This is a genomic window from Mucilaginibacter sp., assembly GCF_965201005.1.
Taxonomy (GTDB): Bacteria; Bacteroidota; Bacteroidia; order Sphingobacteriales; family Sphingobacteriaceae; genus Mucilaginibacter_A.
This window is the reverse complement of record NZ_OZ241747.1, coordinates 221,145-242,985: the sequence shown is the minus strand read 5'-3', so window position 1 is coordinate 242,985 and position 21,841 is coordinate 221,145. Positions and strand designations below refer to the sequence as shown.

At 40.4% G+C, this 21,841-nt stretch carries 14 protein-coding genes and 1 tRNA gene; 12 read left to right on the top strand and 3 right to left on the bottom strand.

Translation table 11 applies throughout. From position 1 onward, the window contains the following. Positions 1-53 precede the first annotated feature (53 nt). The 3 genes from ACOFKR_RS01040 to ACOFKR_RS01030 are packed head-to-tail and all read left to right on the top strand — an operon-like array spanning position 54 to position 5,697. Positions 54-3,170 (top strand): SusC/RagA family TonB-linked outer membrane protein, encoded by a 3,117-nt coding sequence (locus ACOFKR_RS01040; protein WP_419802172.1) that lies wholly within the window; start codon positions 54-56, stop codon positions 3,168-3,170. Between the two features lie 13 nt (positions 3,171-3,183). Then, complete coding sequence (locus ACOFKR_RS01035; protein WP_419802171.1) at positions 3,184-4,770, top strand: SusD/RagB family nutrient-binding outer membrane lipoprotein; 1,587 nt, start codon at positions 3,184-3,186, stop codon at positions 4,768-4,770. 15 nt (positions 4,771-4,785) lie between these two features. Continuing rightward, entirely contained in the window at positions 4,786-5,697 is a 912-nt protein-coding gene (locus ACOFKR_RS01030) for a DUF4397 domain-containing protein (RefSeq protein ID WP_419802170.1), read from the top strand. 82 nt (positions 5,698-5,779) lie between these two features. Here the strand turns inward: ACOFKR_RS01030 and ACOFKR_RS01025 are convergent, their stop codons facing one another. After that, positions 5,780-6,376: a porin family protein gene (locus tag ACOFKR_RS01025; RefSeq protein ID WP_419802169.1), complete on the bottom strand. Its 597-nt coding sequence runs from the start codon at positions 6,374-6,376 to the stop codon at positions 5,780-5,782. A 115-nt stretch (positions 6,377-6,491) separates the two neighbouring features. Here ACOFKR_RS01025 and ACOFKR_RS01020 point away from each other — a divergent pair, with 115 nt between their 5' ends. Both ACOFKR_RS01020 and ACOFKR_RS01015 read left to right on the top strand, forming a co-directional pair. Next, on the top strand, positions 6,492-6,707 hold the full coding sequence (locus tag ACOFKR_RS01020; RefSeq protein WP_419802168.1) for a hypothetical protein: 216 nt from the start codon (positions 6,492-6,494) through the stop codon (positions 6,705-6,707). 63 nt (positions 6,708-6,770) lie between these two features. Continuing rightward, a complete protein-coding gene (locus ACOFKR_RS01015) occupies positions 6,771-8,507 on the top strand; it encodes a S41 family peptidase (protein WP_419802167.1) in 1,737 nt (578 codons plus the stop codon). 117 nt (positions 8,508-8,624) lie between these two features. Here the strand turns inward: ACOFKR_RS01015 and ACOFKR_RS01010 are convergent, their stop codons facing one another. Next, positions 8,625-10,682, bottom strand: coding sequence for a prolyl oligopeptidase family serine peptidase (locus ACOFKR_RS01010; RefSeq protein ID WP_419802166.1), 2,058 nt, complete (start codon positions 10,680-10,682; stop codon positions 8,625-8,627). 139 nt (positions 10,683-10,821) lie between these two features. On the opposite strand from ACOFKR_RS01010, the gene ACOFKR_RS01005 reads away from it, so the two are divergent. The 6 genes from ACOFKR_RS01005 (at position 10,822) to ACOFKR_RS00980 (ending at position 16,223) form a co-directional block, all read left to right on the top strand. Then, complete coding sequence (locus ACOFKR_RS01005) at positions 10,822-11,604, top strand: UDP-2,3-diacylglucosamine diphosphatase (protein WP_419802165.1); 783 nt, start codon at positions 10,822-10,824, stop codon at positions 11,602-11,604. Between the two features lie 93 nt (positions 11,605-11,697). Further along, positions 11,698-12,771, top strand: coding sequence for a peptide chain release factor 1 (prfA, locus tag ACOFKR_RS01000; protein ID WP_419802164.1), 1,074 nt, complete (start codon positions 11,698-11,700; stop codon positions 12,769-12,771). Positions 12,772-12,834: 63 nt separating this feature from the next. Continuing rightward, positions 12,835-12,908, top strand: a tRNA-Asp gene (locus ACOFKR_RS00995). Between the two features lie 253 nt (positions 12,909-13,161). Next, the gene (locus tag ACOFKR_RS00990) at positions 13,162-14,379 is read left to right on the top strand and encodes a site-specific integrase (RefSeq protein WP_419802163.1); all 1,218 of its coding nucleotides are present in this window, start codon (positions 13,162-13,164) and stop codon (positions 14,377-14,379) included. A gap of 84 nt (positions 14,380-14,463) precedes the next feature. Then, positions 14,464-15,456, top strand: a complete 993-nt coding sequence (gene rhuM, locus ACOFKR_RS00985) for a RhuM family protein (RefSeq protein ID WP_419802162.1) — start codon at positions 14,464-14,466, stop codon at positions 15,454-15,456. Positions 15,457-15,536: 80 nt separating this feature from the next. Continuing rightward, complete coding sequence (locus tag ACOFKR_RS00980) at positions 15,537-16,223, top strand: metallophosphoesterase (protein ID WP_419802161.1); 687 nt, start codon at positions 15,537-15,539, stop codon at positions 16,221-16,223. A gap of 34 nt (positions 16,224-16,257) precedes the next feature. Here ACOFKR_RS00980 and ACOFKR_RS00975 read toward each other — a convergent pair whose 3' ends face one another. After that, positions 16,258-18,642, bottom strand: a complete 2,385-nt coding sequence (locus ACOFKR_RS00975; RefSeq protein ID WP_419802160.1) for a hypothetical protein — start codon at positions 18,640-18,642, stop codon at positions 16,258-16,260. 98 nt (positions 18,643-18,740) lie between these two features. Between ACOFKR_RS00975 and ACOFKR_RS00970 the strand changes: the two genes are divergently transcribed. Further along, entirely contained in the window at positions 18,741-21,815 is a 3,075-nt protein-coding gene (locus ACOFKR_RS00970) for a TrlF family AAA-like ATPase (protein ID WP_419802159.1), read from the top strand. The last annotated feature ends 26 nt before the right edge of the window (positions 21,816-21,841 follow it).

Below are 21,841 nucleotides of genomic sequence, written 5' to 3'. Positions count from 1 at the left end.
AGGTTGGTTGATGCCAATTTTCTTTTAGTTTTAACAAAAAAATAAAACTGTGTATGAAAAAAAATTTACTTCTGTTTTTTCTGGGGATGTTGTTTTGTACTGCCCAGGTGATGGCGCAGAACAAAAAAATTACCGGAAAAGTTGTAGCCGAAGAAGACAGCTACGCGCTGCCCGGCGTTTCTGTAAAAATTAAAGGCACCAACATTGGCGTGCAAACCGATGCAAATGGTTTGTACACCATTTCGGCTGCTACGGGCCAAACCCTGGTGTTTTCTTTTGTTGGGACGGCTACGCAAGAACGTGTTGTTGGCGCGGCAAATACAATTAATGTAAGTTTAAAACAAGATGCAAAAACGCTTAACGAAGTTACCATAACAACCGGTTTCGGTGTTTCGCAAAGGCAGCGGGATTTAACCTCGCCGGTACAAACCGTAAAAGGGGCAGCTATACAGCAAACGCAGCGCGAAAACTTTTTGAATGCTTTGCAAGGCCGTGTTGCCGGTGCTACGGTTACCAGCACAAGTGGCAATCCGGGTGCCTCATCATCTATTGTATTGCGCGGTGTTAATTCAATTGGCGGCAGCAACAGTCCGCTTTTTGTAATTGACGGTGTACGGATCAGTAATGATGCGGTTGACCAAACGTTGCTTACTTCCAACGGTGCCAACCGAAGTGCGGATTTTACCAACCGTATTGCCGATTTGAACCCGGATGATATTGAAACGGTTACCGTTTTAAAAGGAGCGGATGCGGCGGCGGTTTACGGTTCTTCGGCTTCCGGCGGGGCAATTGTAATTACCACCAGAAAAGGCCATAGCGGCAACGGTGCGGTTACTTATGACAACAACTTCAGTTTTGCCAACGCCTATTTGTTCCCGAAAGTGCAAAACATGTTTGGCATTGGCACAAACGGCAACACCAGCACAGCGGTACGCACCGCATTTGGCCCGGCTTATGCGCCTGGTACACCAACTTTTAACAACCTTAAAAACAGTACGCAAACCGGCCATGTGGTTCAAAACAATGTGGCTTTTGAAGGTGGCGATACCATAACCACTTACCGCATTTCGGCTTCTTTTAGGGATGCTACAGGTGTGTTGCCGGTTGCTTACAACAATAAAACGTCCATCCGTTTTGCCGGAACATCCAAACTGTCGTCTAAACTGCAAAGCAGTGCAACTTTCAATTATTTCAACGTTGATAACCGCAAACTCAACAAAGGTGCAACAGGCACTTTTTTAAATGCTTTGGCGTGGCCAACTTTTGATAATGTGCGCAATTACCAAAATGCCGATGGCAGCAAACGCTTAATTTTACCGCTAACGTCTGCAGGCGGTATTGCGGATGATTACGATAACCCGCTTTGGGACGCACACAACAACATCAGTTCTGATAAAACAAACCGCGTGGTCGGTACCATAGATTTATCATACAATGTTACCAACTGGTTAAACATCAGAAGTTTGATGGGTATTGATTATGCAGGCACACAGGGCAATAATTTTATCAGTCAGAACAGTTTGGCCACACAAAATTCGGCCCTTAACGGTTTTGCCAGCACGTCCGGTTTAACGGCAGGCGGCATCATTGATAATTATGCAGACAACAACCTGCAATTAAACGGTTCCTTATTTATTACTGCTAAAAAAAGCTTTAAAGATTTTAGGGCAACTTTTGCTTTAGGAACAGAAGCCATCAGCAATTCGGATGATTTAAACGGTTTTTATGGCGAAAAATTTATCCAGCCGGATTTCAATAGTATCAATAACACTACGCCAACCACACAACGATCATCAGATTATTTGCGGCGGACACGTTATCTGTCGGGCATTGCCAGGCTAAATCTGGTTTATAAAGAAATGATTATCGTGAACGCCACCGCAAGGGAAGAATATTCGTCGAGGCTTTCGGGAACGGCACAAGATCATTATTTCTATCCTTCGGTAGGTGCTGGTTTTATTTTTACCGAACTGCCGTTTTTAAAAGACAATCCGATTTTATCTTACGGAAAGTTAAGGGCTTCTTATGCTGAAGTAGGTAAAGACCCGGCCCAGCCTTACAAAATATTTTCTACCTTATTACAGCAAACCACAACCGGCGGCGGTTTTGCTTATGATGTGACCGGCAACAATCCGCGTTTAAGGCCGGAAAGAGATAAAGAAATTGATTTAGGTGCAGAATTACAGTTTTTTAAAGGACGTTTTAACGCAGATATCAGTTACTATCAATACATTGCTACTAACCAGATTTTCAATCCAAGAATTAGTTATGGCTCAGGTTACATTTTGGAGTATCTGAATGGCGGTGAAGTAAGAAATCATGGGGTAGAAATAGCATTGACCGGTTCGCCGGTAAAAACAAAATCCTTTAGCTGGGATATATTTTTAAACTTTGATGCTAAACGTGGCAAAGTAGTTAATCTTGGCGGTTTGCCAGAATATTACAACTCTGATACCTGGTTATATAACAATACACGGTCAAGCGTTTTTCCGGGTGCAAGCACTTTAAACATTGCTTCTTATAATTATGCCAAAAATAATGCCGGTCAGGTTCTGGTTGACCCAAGCACAGGTTTACCGATCAACAATTTAACTTTTGGCGTGGTGGGAGACAGGCAGCCTAAATTTTCCATCGGTTTAGGCAATCATTTCGCTTATAAAAACTTCGACCTGAATTTTCTTTTTGACATTCGTAAAGGCGGAGATGTGTTTAACGGGAATGAATTGTTCCTGACCAAGTACGGTTTAAGTGCCCGCACCACAAACAGGTTAACGCCAATTACGGTTCCCGGTGTGCTGAAAGACGGAAAGGAAAATACGGCCACGCCAACAGTCAACACCATTCAGGTAACACCTTATTACCAAAACACTTATTACACCAGTGCTATTGATGCTGATTTTATCGAACATAATATCAATTGGGTCAGGTTAAAAGATATTACGTTGAGCTATCGTTTGCCGCAAAAACTTTTAGCCAGACAAAAGGTGTTTAAATTTGCCAGTGTATTTGTTACCGCTACAGATGTGTTTTTAATCACCAATTATTCTGGTGCCGATCCGGATGTCAACGGGACCAACTCTTCCACTTTAGGTTCCGGTGCCGCAGGATATGATTATGGTGTATTGCCTACTCCGCGGGTAATTTCTATGGGTTTAAGGGTAAGGCTGTAAAATCAATCACAACATGAAAAAAATTAAATACTATATATTTTCCCTGCTAACAGTAAGTGCTTTAAGCAGTTGTAAAAAATTTGTTGATGTAAATAATAACCCGAACGCACCGGTAGCGGTAGATGCTTCCAGCTTGCTGCCCGCTATCCAAGCCGGTATGGCCAGAGGGGTTTGGTTTGACAGCCGTTATGTTGGCCAGTATGCACAGGTTTGGGGTTCATCGGCCGCAAATAATCCTTGGGACCAAGAAGGGTATGTACCTTCCAGTGATGCAGGAGGCGAAATGTGGCGTACGGTTTATTTCAGCCTGGGCCAAAACATCACTTTATTATGGCAGGATGCAACACCAAAACAAAAGTATGATTATATAGGCGTGGGCTGGGCAATACGCGCCTGGGGATGGCAGAACGGCGGCGACTTGTACAATAATATGATCGTAAAAGAAGCATTCGACCCAACACGGTTAACTTTTGATTATGATACCCCGCAGGATGTTTATGCCGAAGTAGTTAAAGATTGTCGGCAGGCTTTAAATTATCTTAACCTTGCCATTAAAACAGATGGTACAACAACTTCAACTTCCTTAGCGAAAGGCGATTACATTTACTACGGAGACCGCAGCAAATGGATTAAATTTGTTTATGCCATACTTGCCCAAAATGCTTTGCATTTAAGTAATAAATCCAGTTTTAAGCCCGACGATGTAAAAAAATATGTAGATAGTTCTTTTGTAAGCAATGCCGATAACGCAAGCGTAGAATGCAATGGCTCAGTATCTGCTGATTCAAATTTTTGGGGAACTGTCCGGGGCAACCTGGGCTCTTATAAGCAATCCGATTATATAGTACGGTTGCTTGACGGGCGTATCTTTACCGGCTCCACAACGGCAAACTATACACTTGACCCGCGCTTGCCCTTTATGCTTGGCGCAAGTAACGACGGAATTTACCGGGGCGTTGTGGGCAGCAACGGAGACCCCAATACCAATGACCCTAATACAATCATACCCTATTTGTATGGCCAGGGAATAATACGTTACCCCGCTCCCGGCTCTACACAGCATTATATTTATAGTGATAATTCCAGAGGGGTGTTTATGACTTATCCGGAACTGCAGTTTTTTAAAGCAGAGGCTTTGTATAAAAAGGGTGACTTAGAGGGTGCATTTGCGGCTTACCGAATTGCTGTATCGGCAAGTTTAGATTTTGTTAGTAATCCGCCATCTCAGAAAAATTTAACAGGTTCTCAAAACTATATCAGTGCAGCCGCAAAAGCAGCTTATTTAGCCGGCCCTTGCGTACGGCAAAGTGCTGCAACATTGCAGCTAAGCGACATTATGCAGCAAAAGTTTATTTCGCTTTTTGTTTGGGGAAATTTTGAAGCCTGGGCCGATGAACGCCGCTACAATTATGATCCGGGTATTTTTCAAGGGTTCCAAAAACCGGATGCACTTTACCCTGACAATGCCGGTAAACAGGTTTATCTGTTAAGGCCTCGTTATAATTCAGAATACATTTGGAATGTACCTGCTTTAAAAGCAATAGGCGCGCTGCAACCAGATTATCATACTACAAAACCCTGGTTTATTTTACCTAATTAAATCTGACAAATTACTATGAAGAAAATATATATCGTCTGCTGGTTTGTGCTGACTTTAGTTAGTTGTAAAAAAACAGTGCCAAAACAAGCATCGGCCCCGGCAACAGGTACACAGCTTAAATTTATCCATGCCGCACCGGGTGTCCCGGCTTTAAATGCTTTTGTAAACGGGGTACAGGTTACGCCAAATGTCAACGCATCTTTAACAGATAACGCTGCGCCAACATCAGTTGTAACAGGTTACAGTTATCTCGGTATTTTTCCGGGAAGCAATTATTCAGTAGTTGCTTCGGGCAATACCAGCATCAAAATTATAACCGCTGCCCCTGTACCGGCCTTGGTAAGCAAGCAAACCGTGATTCCGGCTACAACAGTAAGCAGTATCACACAAAACACGGCTGATGGTTCGGCCTATTCCCTATTTACAATCGGTTTGCCCGGCTCTGCAACTACAGGTTTAACAAGCATTATGATTATGGATAAATTTCCGGATGCTGTTGCAGGCAAGGCTTACATCCGCTTGGCGCAATTGATACCAAACGGAACTCCTGTAGATTTGGCGGGCACTTATACGCCAACAGGCGGTACGGCCACTGCCAAAACAATCATCAGCAATGTTGCTTATCCAAACGTAACCGATTTTGTAGCCGTTGATCTGAACGCGATAGGAACAACATCCTATACGTTTCAACTATATTTAGCCGGTACTACAACCAAAATTGGAACAGTTTCTGCATCAATAGCATTAACGCCGGGGCGGTTTTATACCATTATCGGCAGAGGTTTGGCCGCAGATTATGTTGTGCCCGGAGCTGGGATTACTTTAAAAGCCAGCACCCGGCCTACTTTGCCAACCACAGACCCGACTACAAAATTTCCGGAAATTTATTTTAACCCTCCAGGGATTTCTTTTTATACCAACAAGTAAAATTTATCCCTGTAAAAGAAGCATCGGCCTACTCCCTCTCTTTTGGAGAGGGTTGGGGTGAGGCTCCGATGCTTCTTTTACCCTATAAAAACTTGTAGCCCAAACTTAAATGCCAAACGTTTTGCCGCTGGCCATAAGCCGGGTTGATTTGGGTTAAACCGCCTTCGTAACGTAAATCAACCGAGAAAGCAAGTAAATCTACGCCCGCTCCGGCCTGATAACCTAACGTGCTGTTGCGGTAATTGCCAAAATCCTGATAAGCGTTTTTGACGTTTTGGGATAAATTCTGATCCGTGTTCAAAATATACGAATACATCGGCCCGGCCATCAGCCTGAAATTTAATCTGCTCAACCCAAAAGACTGGCCAAAAAGTAGAGGTACATTTAAAGTGGTAAACCGCACCTTACCGCTTTCGGTAATACTTTGGTTGGATTGATCGTAGTTAAAATTGAAATTACTGCCCGAACTGCCTAAGTAAACCTCCGGCTGCACGTAAAATCCTCGCCCGACACGCGTCCATAAACCTATCTGATAACCTGGTAATGCGCTGGTATTGATCCGGCCATTATCCACACTTAAATGCGAAAAATTAACGCCGCCTTTTATCCCCAGGCTAAATTGGGCTTTTGCACTGAAACTTACGGCAGCGATAAGCAGGGTAAAAAAAATCTTTTTCATAGGTTGTTAGGATTGGTTTTTTCGTACAAAGTTTAGTTGCAACAATACAATCAAAAATCGACGATGCTGTTTTTAATCGCCTAAAATTTGTGTTACGTTTGAATAAAAAAAGAAAATGGCAGAAATATCCATCAGCAATAAAGAATGGGAACGCGTGAAACTAAAAGTGCAGCGTAAATATAATAGTTTAACAGATGAGCAATTGCAATATACCGAAGGCAACGAAAATGATTTGATCGAACGCCTGATGAAACTGGTTGACCGCAACCGCGAATATGTGGTTTTTACGTTGAAAAAAGCGTTGGTCAACATTGATAATAATCGGCTTTAATTGCAGTTTTAGCAACAGGTAATTGCTTTATTTCTATTAAATTAGTGTTCCGGATTTAAGTTTATGGCAAAAAGCAAAGTGGTCAGTAAAAGTAAAAAGTTGGTTTTGGGCGGAAGTTTGTTTTTACTGGCTGCCAGCGGCTGGGCTTTCCGGGACGATTTGTTCCAGGTGGCCAAAAACCTGGATATTTTTGCCACGGTTTATAAAGAAGTGAACCTAAATTATGTAGATGAAATTAACTCCACTAAGCTAATTAAACGAGGTTTGGACGCGATGATGGAAAGCCTTGACCCGTACACCGAGTTTGTGCCCGAATCCGAAATTGAAGATTACAAACTGCATTACATCAGCACGCAATATGGCGGCATTGGTGCCGGCGTGTATAACCGGAACAATAAAGTGATTATTTCGCAGCTTTTTGAAGGTTATCCGGCACAAAAAGCAGATGTGCGCGTAGGTGATGAAGTGCTCAAAATCAACGACATAGACCTGGCCGGTAAAAAAAGTAATGAGGTGAGCCAGTTGCTAAAAGGTGCAAAAGGCGGCGTAGTCAAACTGCTGGTCAAGCGCGAAAACGCAGCACAGTTATTGGTAAAAAACCTGGTCCGCGAAGAAATCAAACAGCCAAATGTTTCTTATCACGGTATGGTGAAAGACGGCATCGGGTACATCAAACTGGATAAATTTCTGGAAAACTCCGGCCAGGAAGTGCAGGACGCTTTGCTCGACCTGAAAAAAAATAACCCGAAAGGCATCGTGTTAGACCTGCGTTTCAACGGTGGCGGGATTTTGCAGGAAGCCGTAAAAATCGTTAATTTTTTTGTGCCGAAAGGAGTAGAAGTGGTTTCTCAAAAAGGCAAGCTGAAAGAGAAAAACAATATTTATTACACCCAAAATGTACCGATAGAAACCGATTTGCCATTAGTTGTTTTGGTGAACAGCAGATCTGCTTCCGCTTCAGAAATTGTGGCCGGTGCACTGCAGGACCTGGACCGTGCGGTAATCATCGGCCAGCGCAGCTACGGCAAAGGCCTGGTGCAGCAAACCTTTTCTTTGCCCTACAACAGCTTGGTTAAAATTACCATTTCCAAGTATTACGTTCCTTCCGGGAGATGTATCCAGGCGTTGGATTACACGCACCGTAAAGAAGACGGCACGGTTGTAAAAGTGGCAGATTCTTTGATCCATGAGTTCAAAACCAAAGCTGGCCGTTCAGTTTATGATGGCAGCGGTATTTATCCGGATGTGGTGGTAAAACAGGATGTCATCGCTAATATTTCCAAAGCATTGATCACTAAAATGCTGATTTTCAATTATGCCAATTCGTACCGAAATACGCACAGTCAGTTGCCAACGCCGGATAAATTCAGCCTGAATGATGCCGATTATGCTGATTTTATAAAATATTTATCGGGCAAAGATTACAGTTACAGCACGCAAACCGAACGTGTTTTGACGGAATTGAAACTGATTGCCGATCATGAAAAGCAAATGCCTGAAATTAAACCGGAGTTTGATGCGTTGAAAGCCAAACTGGCCGTTAGCAAAAAAAATGATCTGATACAGCATCAGGCAGAAATCAGGCAGATTTTGGAAAGCGAATTGATGGCCCGTTATTATTTTGAAAAAGGCCGGATTGAAGACAGTTTTAAATACGATAAAGAACTGAACGCCGCCGCGCAAGTCATCCAAAACAAACCGGAACTGGCGTCGATTTTAAAAGGCGAGGGCGAACACAAAATTATTGGCAAACCGATTGCTGCTTTGGCTGCCAAAATGCCTGCAACTGAGGAAAACTAACGGATTTTTTTGGCGGATTTCAAAATCGCTTTTCACCTAAAAAAGGTGCATAAAAACAGTATGCCATCAATATAGAACAAAAAGCAATGCTTCTTTTACGGGTGTTTTTTTATCGGATTATTCTTTCCATCCTAAATTCATATTTTTAAACATAAACGCCCATTTATCAGCTTCCTGACCGATAATTTGTGCTGTTGAACGGCCTGCACCATGCCCGGCTTTGGTTTCAACCCTGATCAAAACAGGCGCGTTGCCTTGCTGAAATTCCTGCAGCCGCGCGGCAAATTTAAAAGAATGTGCGGGAACTACGCGGTCGTCGTGATCGGCAGTTGTAACCATCGTTGCCGGATAATCAGCGGATTTTAAAGCGTGATAAGGCGAATATTTGTACAGATAATCAAACATTTCTTCAGAATCTTCTGCCGTTCCATAATCGTAAGCCCAACCTGCACCGGCAGTAAATTTATGATAACGCAACATATCTAAAACGCCAACCGCTGGCAATGCAACAGCAAACAAATCAGGCCGTTGTGTCAACATCGCGCCAACTAATAATCCACCATTTGAACCGCCGGAAACTGCCAGATAATCTTTTGAAGTATAGTTGTTTTGGATCAGATATTCCGCAGCAGCGATAAAATCATCAAACACATTTTGCTTGTTCAATTTTGTACCCGCTAAATGCCAGTTTTCGCCATATTCTCCGCCGCCGCGCAAATTTGGTACAGCGTAAACGCCGCCTTGTTCCAGCAAAATAATATTGGAAGTGCTGAAAGCAGGCGTCAAACTCACCCCAAAACCACCGTAAGCATAAAGCAAAGTCGGATTTTTGCCATTAAAAACAGTATCTTTTTTATGCGTAATTAGCATCGGGATTTTTGTTCCGTCTTTAGAAGGATAAAAAACCTGTTTCGATTCGTACTTTTCCGAGGCAAAAGCTACGCCTGATTTTTTATAAAGTTCCGATTTGCCTGAAGCAATATTATACTTAAAAATGGTTGGCGGATACACGTAGGAAGTGAATGTATAATAGGTTTCCCGCTCTTCTTTTTTTGTGCCAAAACCGCCTGCCGTGCCAACAGCAGGCAACAGGATCTGATGCTCCAGCTTTCCCGCATTATCGTATTGCAAAATCATTGAAGTGGCATCCTTTAGGTATTCTGCAAAAATCTTTCCGCCGCCGGTAGCAACATCGAGCACATTTTCCGTTTCCGGGATTAAATCCTGCCAGTTTTCCGGTTTCGGATCAGCGACATCAACGGTAACTAATTTATAATTCGGCGCATTTAGATTAGTAAAAACGAAAAGTTTGCCGTCAACGTTTTCTATAATTTCCTGATGAGAATCAAAATTGCCAACAATGGTTTTAATGCCGGAGTTGGGTTTTGTTAAATCCTGAAAATACAATTCGTTCCCGGTGGTACCTTCGGCTGCGGAAATCACCAAAAAACGTTCATCTTCTGTTAAATATGCGCCAATATAACGGCGTTTTGTTGTTTCCCCACCAAAAATTAATTGATCTGTGCTTTGCGACGTGTTAAGTTTGTGGTAAAAAAGCTGATGATATTGCGTTAAGCCTGCCAACTGGCTGCCTTCTTTTGGCTTTTCGTAACTGCTGTAATAAAAACCTTCGTTGCCTTTCCAGGCCAAACCAGAGAATTTAACATCCGCTAAAGTTTCGCCGATGCTGTTTTTATCGGATGTTTTTAGGACGATCACCTTGCGCCAGTCAGAACCGCCTTCCGAAATCTGGTAAGCCGCCAAACTGCCATCTTTACTAAAACTGATGCCGCCAAGCGACGTAGTTCCGTCTGCAGAAAAAGTATTTGGGTCGAGAAAAACTTCCGGTTCGCCGTTTTCCAACTGTCGGTACAAAACCGGTTGATTTTGCAGGCCGTCATTTTTGTAGAAATATGTGTATTTTCCTTCTTTAAAAGGCGCGCTAAATTTTTCATAATTCCAGAGTTTCTCGAGTTTTTGGCGGATTTTATCGCGAAAAGGGATTTGATGCAGATAATCCTGCGTTACTTTGTTTTCCTCCTGAACCCAGTTTTTGGTTGCTGCGGAAGTGTCATCTTCCAGCCAGCGGTATGGATCGGCAACAACGGTTTCAAAATAAGTATCGGTAATTATTCCTTTGGCGGTTCTTGGGTACGATTGTGTTTTGATATCCATTTGTATAAAAACGCTTTTAGCTAAATAAAGTATTTAGATTTTATTTTGGCAATACTTCTTTTATGGCACAAAAATTTTACCTGTAAAAGAAGCCTCACCAGGTTTTCAAAAAAACAACTTTTGCAGTATTTTTGCTGAAATGCCCGTTCGTAATAAACTTTATTTTGCTTCCGATTTTCATTTAGGCGTGCCCGATTATGCTGCTTCCCGCGAGCGTGAAGATCGCATTGTCCGCTGGCTGGACATGGCCGGAAAAGATGCTTCGGAAATTTTTTTGATGGGCGATGTGTTTGATTTCTGGTTTGAATATAAAACCGTGGTGCCCAAAGGATACATCCGTTTTTTGGGGAAACTGGCCGAACTTTCTGATGCGGGCGTAAAACTTTACTTCTTTAAAGGCAACCATGATATGTGGATGTTTGATTATCTGAAAATAGAATTGGGGGCAACCATTATCAGCAATGAACTGGAAATTGAGCGCAACGGTAAAAAGTTTTTTCTGCACCACGGCGATGGTTTAGGCCCCGGCGATCAGTTTTATAAATTACTGAAATGGTTTTTCCGCAGTAAAACCTGCCAGTGGCTTTTTGCGCGCTTGCATCCAAATCTGGGCGTTGGCATTGCCTCAAAATGGAGCCGGAAAAGCCGTATCATCAACGAAGGAAAAGAAGAATCCAAACCCGGCCAGCAGGAATGGCTGGTTACTTTTTGCAAAGAAGTGCTGAAAACCAAGTTTTATGATTATATGGTTTTCGGCCACCGGCATTTACCGCTGGACATTCAGCTGGACGAAAAAAGCCGTTACATCAATCTCGGCGAATGGGTTTACCACAATACGTATGCTGTTTTTACCGGTGAAAATTTGGAGTTGCGGTATTTTGAACGAGAGGAAAATAAATCGCTCGTTTCCGGGAGGAAATAAATCCGCCAAAACCGTAAATTTACCCCATAAAAGAAGCATCGGCACAAACCTGATCTACAGGAAAAACAGGCCGCTTCCACTACAAAAAACCATATGTTAGATAAATTAGAAGCGATTGAACAACGCTGGCAAAACGTAGAATCGGAACTGAGCAACCCGGAAGTAACCAACGATATGAAGCGTTATGCACAGCTGAACCGTGAATATAAAGAGTTGGGCAAAGTGGTTGAGGAATACCATATTTATGCCAATGTGATAAGTAATATTGATGCCAGCCGCGAAATCCTGGCGAACGAAAAAGACGAAGATTTTAAGGAAATGGCCAAAGCCGAACTGGACGAGCTTTTGCAGCAACAGGAAGAACTGGAATCAAAAATCAGGCTCATGTTGATCCCGAAAGATCCGGAAGATGCTAAAAATGCGATCCTGGAAATCCGTGGCGGGACTGGTGGTGATGAAGCTGCTATTTTTGCCGGTGATTTGTTTAGGATGTACACACGTTTTTTTGAGAAAAAAGGCTGGCAATATAATATTGTTGATTTTACCGAAGGTACAGCCGGTGGTTATAAAGAAGTAATTATTGAGGTAAACGGTGAAGATGTTTACGGCTTATTAAAATACGAATCGGGTGTGCACCGCGTACAGCGCGTACCGGATACCGAAACGCAGGGGCGCGTGCATACTTCGGCAGCTTCAATTGCGGTTTTGCCTGAGGTGGAAGAAGTGGATTTTTACCTGAACCCGGCTGATGTGGACCTGCAAACTTCACGGTCTGGTGGTGCAGGCGGACAGAACGTGAATAAAGTAGAGACCAAAGTACAATTAACACATCGGCCAACTGGTATGGTAGTGGTTTGCCAGGTAGAACGCTCGCAGTTGGGCAACCGTTTGCGTGCCATGGAAATGCTGCGCAGTAAGTTGTATGATATTGAGCTGCAAAAACACAACGGCGATATTGCAGCCAAACGGAAAACGATGGTTTCTACGGGCGATCGTTCGGCAAAAATACGCACGTATAACTACCCGCAGGGCCGCGTAACCGAGCATCGTGTAGGGTTAACTTTATACAACCTGCCCGCTATTATGGATGGTGACATTCAGGAAATTATAGAAGCTTTGCAGTTTGCCGAAAATGCGGAGAAACTACAGGAAGGCACAACAGTTTAATTTTTTTGAAAGAATTGTTGCAGTAACCAAAATCAAAGCTATATTTGCATTCCAAACGGAAACGGAGTGGTAGTTCAGCTGGTTAGAACGCCTGCCTGTCACGCAGGAGGTCGCGGGTTCGAGTCCCGTCCATTCCGCTTTTTCAATATCAAAAACAGTAAAAACCCCTTAAATGACGTCATTTAAGGGGTTTTTTGTTTTCAGGGCATACCAAATTATTCATCTTTTCACAAAGTAAAAGGGAGTAATTCGGGAGTCATTTATAAGTTAGCTTGCGAACTCCCGAATTAACCTGTAAAAGTTTGACTTACAACTTGTTCAGTTATTGAACATCTTGATTCCTGGTGATTAATTAATCAATTTTATCCACTTTTTAATTAATCCAAAGCCATGAGAACAACACTCTCTTTGCTCTTTTCCTTGAGAAAACCTAAAAATTACAGCTCAGGGGAAATGCCAATTTATTTACGCCTAACCGTGGACGGCAAACGCACGGAATTTGCGGTCAGTCGGAAATGCGACCCAGAAAGATGGGATGCCGCGACTGGTAGGGCTACCGGAACAAAAGCAGATTCCAGAACATTAAATGCTTATCTGAGCGGTATCCAGTTTAAAATCCATGAGCTACAACGCCGCATGTCAGAAGCAGATGAAACGATAACAGCCGAAACCTTAAAAAGCCGCTTTATCGGTAAAGAAGAAAAAGCACGCACGCTGCTATCCGTGTTTAAAGACCACAACAAAAAAATGAGAAGCCTTGTCGGGCAGGAGTTTGAAAAAAGCACCCTGCAACGTTATGAAACTTGCCTGATGCACACTAGGGATTTTATGCAATTGCAGTATAATATTTCGGATATTCCAGTAACAAAAATCAATTTTGAGTTTTTAAATGATTTTGAATATTATCTGCGGAGCGTTCGTAAGTGCGGCAATAACTCCGCGATCAAATACATTAAGAACCTAGGAAAGATTGTTCGTATTTGCCTGGGGAATGGCTGGCTGTTGGTTGATCCTTATGTGAACTACAAGCCCAAACAAAAGGCGGTTCACCGCGAGGTGCTGACCAAAGAGGAATTGGAACGGCTAACAAAAAAGAAATTCAGTGTGGAGCGGCTTAGCACCGTTAGGGACATGTTTGTATTCTGCTGTTATACCGGCCTGGCTTATGTGGATGTGCATAAACTGAAACGCTCGGAATTGGTTAAAGGCATTGATGGGGATTTATGGATCTACACCAGCAGGCAAAAAACGGATACACTTTCCAGGATACCGGTTTTACCTGTTGCCCTGTCTATTATTCGTGCGTACGATGACCACCCGCAATGTGTTGTTAAAGATACCCTGCTTCCGGTAATGAGTAACCAGAAAATGAACGCCTATCTCAAAGAGATTGCCGACTTGTGTAAGATTAGTAAGCTGCTGACCTTTCACATTGCCAGGCACACCTTTGCCACAACGGTAACGCTGAATAATGGCGTACCAATTGAAAGCGTAGCCAAAATGATGGGGCATACCAGTATTAAGACCACACAGATCTACGCCAAAGTGATGGACCATAAAATAAGCGAGGACATGCAGCTTCTAAAAAAGAAAATGGCTAAAAGCTAATTTAATGGTGTTTAATACCATTACCGGTGGGTGAATTACCTCCAATACACAAATAGTTATCAAAAACTTTTAATTTCAATTTTTATGACCAACGATCAAATTATTATATATCAATCGACTGATGGTACAGCAACTGTAGATGTAAAACTACAGGAAGATACCTTATGGTTAACACTTAATCAATTAGCAGACCTCTTTGAAAGGGACAAGTCTGTTATTTCAAGGCACTTGCGTAATATTTACGATGAAGGCGAATTAGAAAGAACAGCAACTGTTGCAAAAAATGCAACAGTTCAAATTGAAGGTGAAAGAAAGGTCGGCAGAGAACTGGAGTTTTACAATTTAGACGTTATTATCTCGGTCGGGTACCGGGTAAATTCCAAACGAGGTACCCAGTTCCGTATTTGGGCGAATAAGGTATTAAAAGATCACCTGATTAAAGGTTATTCAATCAACGAGCGAAGGCTGAAAGAGCATAACGATCAATACAACTCCTTAAAACAAACTGTACAGCTTCTTGGAAATGTACTGAAAAGCAAAGAGCTGACTTCAGATGAAGCAACCGGGTTATTGAAGGTAGTAACCGACTACAGTTATGCTTTAGATATCCTCGACAAATATGACCATCAGCAATTGGGCGTTGAAGGGACTACCGATCAGCAGTTGTTCGTTGCCACTTACGAAGAGGCCATACAAGCAATCAAGGCCCTGAAAGATAAATTTGGTGGCAGTTCCTTATTCGGCAATGAAAAAGATCAGTCTTTTAAAGGTTCTATCGGGACCATTTATCAATCCTTTGGTGGCGTAGAGTTTTATCCAACAATTGAGGAAAAGGCAGCGAACCTGTTATATTTTGTGGTTAAGAACCACTCGTTTTCAGATGGCAATAAACGGATTGCTGCTTACCTGTTCGTTTGGTTTCTGGAAAAAAACAATATTCTTTATAGGGAAGATGGTTCCAAACGAATAGCAGATAATGCCTTAGTTGCTTTAACTTTAATGATTGCCGAAAGCAAACCGGAAGAAAAAGATATGATGGTAAAAGTTGTTGTCAACTTGATCAATCCTAAAAACTAAATTATCAGCATTAATACGCGCAAGAAACCTACAAGATTGCAAAAAAATAATCTTGTAGGTTTTTAAAAAGTAACCAAGTCATGAAACATATCATTATCGGCGATCTGCACGGCAAAGACTACTGGCAGGAAATAAATATCGAAAACTATGACAAAGTGGTTTTCCTTGGGGACTACGTTGACAGTTTTACTGCTTCCAATACAGTCATTTACGAGAACCTGGAAAACATCATTAACCTTAAGAAAAGAAACCCGGATAAAATGGTTTTACTATTGGGAAACCATGATATCCAATATCTTTATTTTCCTAGCTACCAATGCAGCGGCTTTCGTCCTACAATGCAGGCTGAGTTAACAAGCTTGTTTAACGACAATAAGGATTTATTCCAAATTGCTTATCAAAAAGGAAATTACATTTTTTCTCATGCTGGAATTACAAATTCCTGGTATCAGGAGTTTTTGAGGATACCTATTTTACAGAAGATCAAAGACGAAAACGATACTTTAGCCGATCTTCTGAATAAAGTTAATCAAACCGGTCAGCGGTACATTTTACATGCTGCCGGATATTTTAGGGGCGGTGAAGGCAACGGGGGTATAACCTGGGCTGACAAAAAAGAAACAACTACTGACATGTTAAAAGGATACCACCAGGTGGTTGGCCATACAGTTGTTCACGCAGTTGAAACCCTCCAATATACCGACCGCTCCATTACTTATATAGATGTTTTAGATACCGTCATCTATTTTCATGAATTAGATTGCTGAAAGGTAATTGAAAAAACATACCACCTTTGTTTTATCAAGTTTTCAAAAAGCCTAACTCATATACTTGAGGTTCTAATTTTTCACTTAACGCTCTGTATGCATATTCAAAAGGCTTAAAGCTTATAGGAACAGAATCTCCACTTGAGTTCCGTGCCTGTAAGGCTTTCCTAACCTGGTACCAACCAACGTCAGACCGGTTTAACATCAATTCGTCTCTTACTGTTCTTACATCTGTCTGGGAGAAATAAGCTTGCCACAATATCTTTCCTTCCTCTATTACCAGTTTAGCTTCTTTTGAAAGAGTTTTATCTGATAAATATTGAACCATAAAATCTGATTCAAAACGCTCCGGTGCATTAACCTCGTTCTCAGTATAAGGGATAAAGTGATTCACAATTGACCATTGTTTTCCATTCCAATTAAGGTCGTTTGCACTAGCAGTTAAATTACTTCCATCGAACAACATCCAAACCAAGCAGTCATTTTTAAATTCGTCCAACAATGGTTTAATAGGTTGTAGGAATTGATCCCGGTCATTTAACCATGTGGGCTTGATTAGACTGCGAACTGAATAAACAATAGCCGCTTGCCAAAGATTTTCAGCATTAATGAAAATCCCATGCCCGTCACCAAATCCAGATGAAAACAGTGCTGTCTGATTAGCGTGCTGCATGTCGTTACTTTTGCACCAAAGAAATGCAATTGCATTATCTGACCATTTTAGCCCTCTTAAATCTTTTGTAGATGTGGCTGGAGTAACGGCATTTTTTAAAGGAATAACTTCAGTTTTATTTGTTTTAGGCCGAGTAATCCAGTTGGTCAATAATTGTTTATTTGGAAGATGGTAAAAACGTTTTTCGCCAATAGCTTGGGCTTTCTTATTTAAAACTTCAGCAGAAATTTCAATGATAGGCAGTTTCTTTATTGCATTTTGATTAGTTGACCATATTAAAAAACCAATTGGGAAATTCCCTTTCAAACCTTCAAATGCTTGGTTATGAACTACAAATCCACCTAAATACTTTGCATTCCATTCTGTACGGAAAATATCCATTGTTTGAGCATTAACGTACTTTAACGTACTAAACATTGCAAGTGTGGCCGTTGGAATTTCAAGTGCAACACGAGTTACAAATTGAGTATAAAGTTCATTACTTGCTTTTCCATATTTTGCAATAGCCGTGGCAGCTAATTTGGTTTTTGCTACTCCTAATTTACTTTTACTGCCTAAACCTGCTCGTGCTTCAGCGTATGGTGGATTTATTAATACTAAAATTTTTTTACCTTCCGCAATAGCTTTGCGTAAGCCTTCAGGAATTTTATTTGTCAGGCTGTAATCAATTTCCCCAGCCTCGGTAATATCATCATTTAGATAATCGTATTGAAACCGTTGTGCGGCCACACAAGTTTTCGTGGCTTTCATCACATCAACATCTGCTTGATCTAGAGTACTCATGTATATGTTGCGTGGATTACTGTGCTTCACTTCTAAATTACCCACACCACAACACATATCCCATACTATGTATTCCTTCTGCCAGTTTTTGCCTAGAGTTTCCGCAAGCTTATCATAGGCCTTATCTACCACAACTAAAGGTGTATAAAAAGCTCCTTTAAAACTGCGTTCGTTGATAGGAATCAAACTATCACGTCTTTCAAGTAAGTAATTGCGATACTCAGCTTTTGGCGGCTTATGATAAATTGCCCAAAATTGGCGATATCCTTCTTTGTTCCCCAGCTCATAAATATGGCCACTTAAACTAAATACAGGTGCGCCATTTTTATGCATAAGTTCTGCAGGCAAGTTTTCATGAGTGGAAACAGTACCATCATGCATGATATCGGCAAAAAATAAGAGAGCATAATCTTCTTCTGCTATTCCTTTAATCTCCCTCCCAATCATCAAAACCCATTTATCAAAAACCTGCTTTAAATTGTCAGGCGTAATTTGTATTCGAATAATGTCACCATTTTTAACAGCACTTTTTATCGTGCTTATAAATTCATCTTCATGAGTTTGGATTTTAAAAGAAACAAAGTGAGTACCGATGTGAGCAGAAATAGCGTCTAAAGCCTCCGGTGTGTAACCACTGGCAGATTTACCCCATTTGATAGTCCTTTTTGCAAGAAAAGGTAAAACATCCGCACTTTTCATAATTGCGGCTTTTTGCGTATCAATTACTGCTAAAAATGGCGGAACATAATCGCCTTTATTTAATGCATCTTGAACATAGTGCATTAATTGAGTAAACATCTTGTATGTAGAATGTTTACCAGTATCTTTTGCTTCAAACCAAATTTCTTTAGTTTGAATATCTATCAAATTTTTTTGATATTCTTTTAAACCAAGAGCTTTAATATAAGCATCCTTAACATCTTCTTCGCTGGAAGCTTTCTGTAATCTATCATAAAGACTCATTATTCTTTTTTGCCGAATAATACTAAATATTTTCGGGTTATTGTTTACTCATGAATAGACCCCTATCTTTAACAGCTTAGACCTAATATTATTTCTTAATGAATACTTCGAGAGGATCAATCTGGCGAAAATGCGATTTTCATGTTCACACCCCATTTTCGGCACTATCAAATGAGTTTGGAGCTGATTTCGATGTTTATGTTCAAAAGCTATTTCGTAAGGCTATCGAAAAAAAAATAAATGTCATAGGTATAACTGATTACTTTACTATTGAAGGTTACAAAAAGATCAGACAAGATTATTTAGAAAATGAAATAAAGCTAAAGGAACTATTCACAGAACCGGAGATTTTTAAAATAAAGCAGATTCTTCTTCTAGCAAATGTTGAATTTCGTTTAAATAAAATTGTTCAAATTAATAAATTTGAAAAGGACGGAAAAACCAAAGTAGAATCAGGCCGAATAAATTTTCATGTCATCTTTTCAGATCAATTATCCGTTAAAACAATTGAAGAGAGCTTTCTTCATGACCTTGATTTTTTATATGAATCAGATCCGGATGAATCGGATAAGCGAAAAAAATTAAAAACCGTTAATCTGGAAAGTTTAGGTGCTCGTTTAAAACAGGAACAGCCAGATTTAATTGGTACTTCACTTCGAATAGGTATGACACATGCCGTAGTAGATGATAGTAAGATAACGGATTATCTAATAAATAATACTGATTTTAAAGAAAAGTATCTTATTGTTGTTCCATCAGATGAGGATCTTTCCGAAATTAGATTTAATCAGCAAGATGGCTTAACAAGAAAACTTATTTTAGCAAAAGCAAACGCCTTGTTTAGCTCTAATGCAAAAACTATCAGTTTTGCATTGGGTGAGAAAGCAACTTCAGTAGAAGACTTTTTGGGAGAATTTAAAAGTTTAAAACCCTGCATCTGGGGTTCTGATGCTCATGATTATGATAAGCTGTTTGAGCCAGATCAGCAACGAAACTGTTTTGTCAAGGCAGGTATATCTTTTGAAGGAATAAGACAAATACTTTTTGAACCTCATGACCGTGTTTTTATAGGAGAATATCCACCTCTTTTCGCTCGTATTAGAGCTTCAAAAAGCAACTATATTGACAAAATAAATATTAGTAATCAACCAGATTACGATGGTAAAAAAGGAGTTTGGTTCAAAGATTTTGAACTTGAACTAGGACTTGAATTGACAGCTGTAATTGGCAATAAAGGGAAGGGGAAAAGTGCAATTGCTGACATAATTGCCCTTCTCGGTAATTCTCACATTGCTAAGAAAGATTTTTCTTTTTTAAATAGCGACAAATTTTGTCAAAAGGGATACGCTGAAAATTTTAGTGGTACCATAACCTGGTTTGATAGATCAACTTCAACCCGTAACCTAAATGAAAATATTGATTTTAATGGAGTTGAACGAATTAAATACATTCCACAAAGTTATCTTGAAAAATTATGTAACACTGAGGATAGCAACTTCAAAGAGGAAATCAACAAGGTGGTGTTTTCCCGATTAGATGATTCCGATAAGCTTGGAAAAACTTCCTTTGCTGATTTGGAAGCTTATAAAACCGAATTGTTATCAAGACAGATTGATCAACTCATAATTAAATTAGGGGTTATCAACAAACATCTTGATGTTTTAGAACAAAAAGTTACACCGGATTATAAGCAAAGCATAGAAAATCAAAAGGTCACAAAGGTTAATGAGCTTGATCTGCATAACAAGGAAAAGGACACTATAGTTGTGGTGGTTAATCCAGACAACGATACTTCATTGTCGTTGGAGCAAAGACAAAAAGCTGAAAAGGTAACTAAACTTTCGCACGAGATTAGCGGGCTAGAATTCGAAATTGAAATGGAACAATCTAGCCTAACCGTTTTAAAGATAAAAGCTACTGACTACGAAAATCTGATATTGGAGACAAATGGATTACAAAGATCGTTTGATGATTGGAAAACTCAGCAGCAACCCCTATTTGAGAAATACCAATTTAATATCAATGAAATTGTCTCACTCAACATTGATCTTAAAACAGTTCAAGAGGAACTAAGAAAAGTTAATCATTCTATTAGCGAGGTTAATACAGCGTTGTATCCTGTGGCTGCTGCCGATCCTGTAAATGAAAAAAGCTTGATAGTTAAACTTGCAAAACTGCAAACTGAAAAAACTGCCCTTGAAAAAGAACTCGAAAAGCCGTTTAAAGATTACCAGGACTACCTTGTCAAAATTAAGGATTGGGAAACGAAGCAAAAAGCGGTCATTGGCGCTCATGATGTTCCTAATACAATTAAATTTTACGAAGCGGAACTTGCGTATATTAACAACGCTTTGCCAAAAGAAATCGAAACTCAAAAAGATTTACGCAAACAACTGACAATAGATGTTTACAATCAAAAAAAACAGATTCAGGAAATATATAATAAGATGAAACAGGCTATTTCTGTTATCCTGGAAGAGTATAGTGCTGAACAGAATATTACTATTGAAAGCTCCTTTAAAGTAGATAAAACATTTTATACACAGTTTTTTGACTATGTATTCCGTTATGGAGCTTTCCATAATAACGGCGATGAGGCAATCCGAAAACTAATTAGTAAATATAATTTTGATATTGAAGATAGTATTAATGAATTTTTGACGGAAATTGACACATTGGATATTCGCATTAAGGATAACCGAAAAGTTGATTTTTTTAATTACTTATGTTCCCTGTCTTATCTTAAACCTGAATATGATCTGCGGTTAAATAGAAAAGGTTTAAATCAACTATCGCCCGGAGAAAAGGGCGGATTGTTGCTTGTTTTTTATCTTGTTTTAGATAAGGATAATAAGCCATTGATTATTGACCAGCCGGAAGATAATTTGGATAATCAGAGCGTAGCGGAAATATTGGTTCCTTACATTAAGCGTGCAAAGAAGCTTCGCCAAATTATTATGGTTACCCATAATCCGAACCTTGCTATAGTGGCGGATGCTGAACAAATTGTATATATGGATATTGACAAAGAAAACAACTATGTCGTTTCATGTGATGCAGGAGGTATTGAGGATAAAGTTATGAATAATCACATTGTTGATATTCTTGAAGGTAAAATGAAAGCTTTTGACAACCGACGGGTGAAGTACAAAAAGTACCCGGTTTTGAATTAGCGAAAAATGTTTAGGAACTGAGAGCT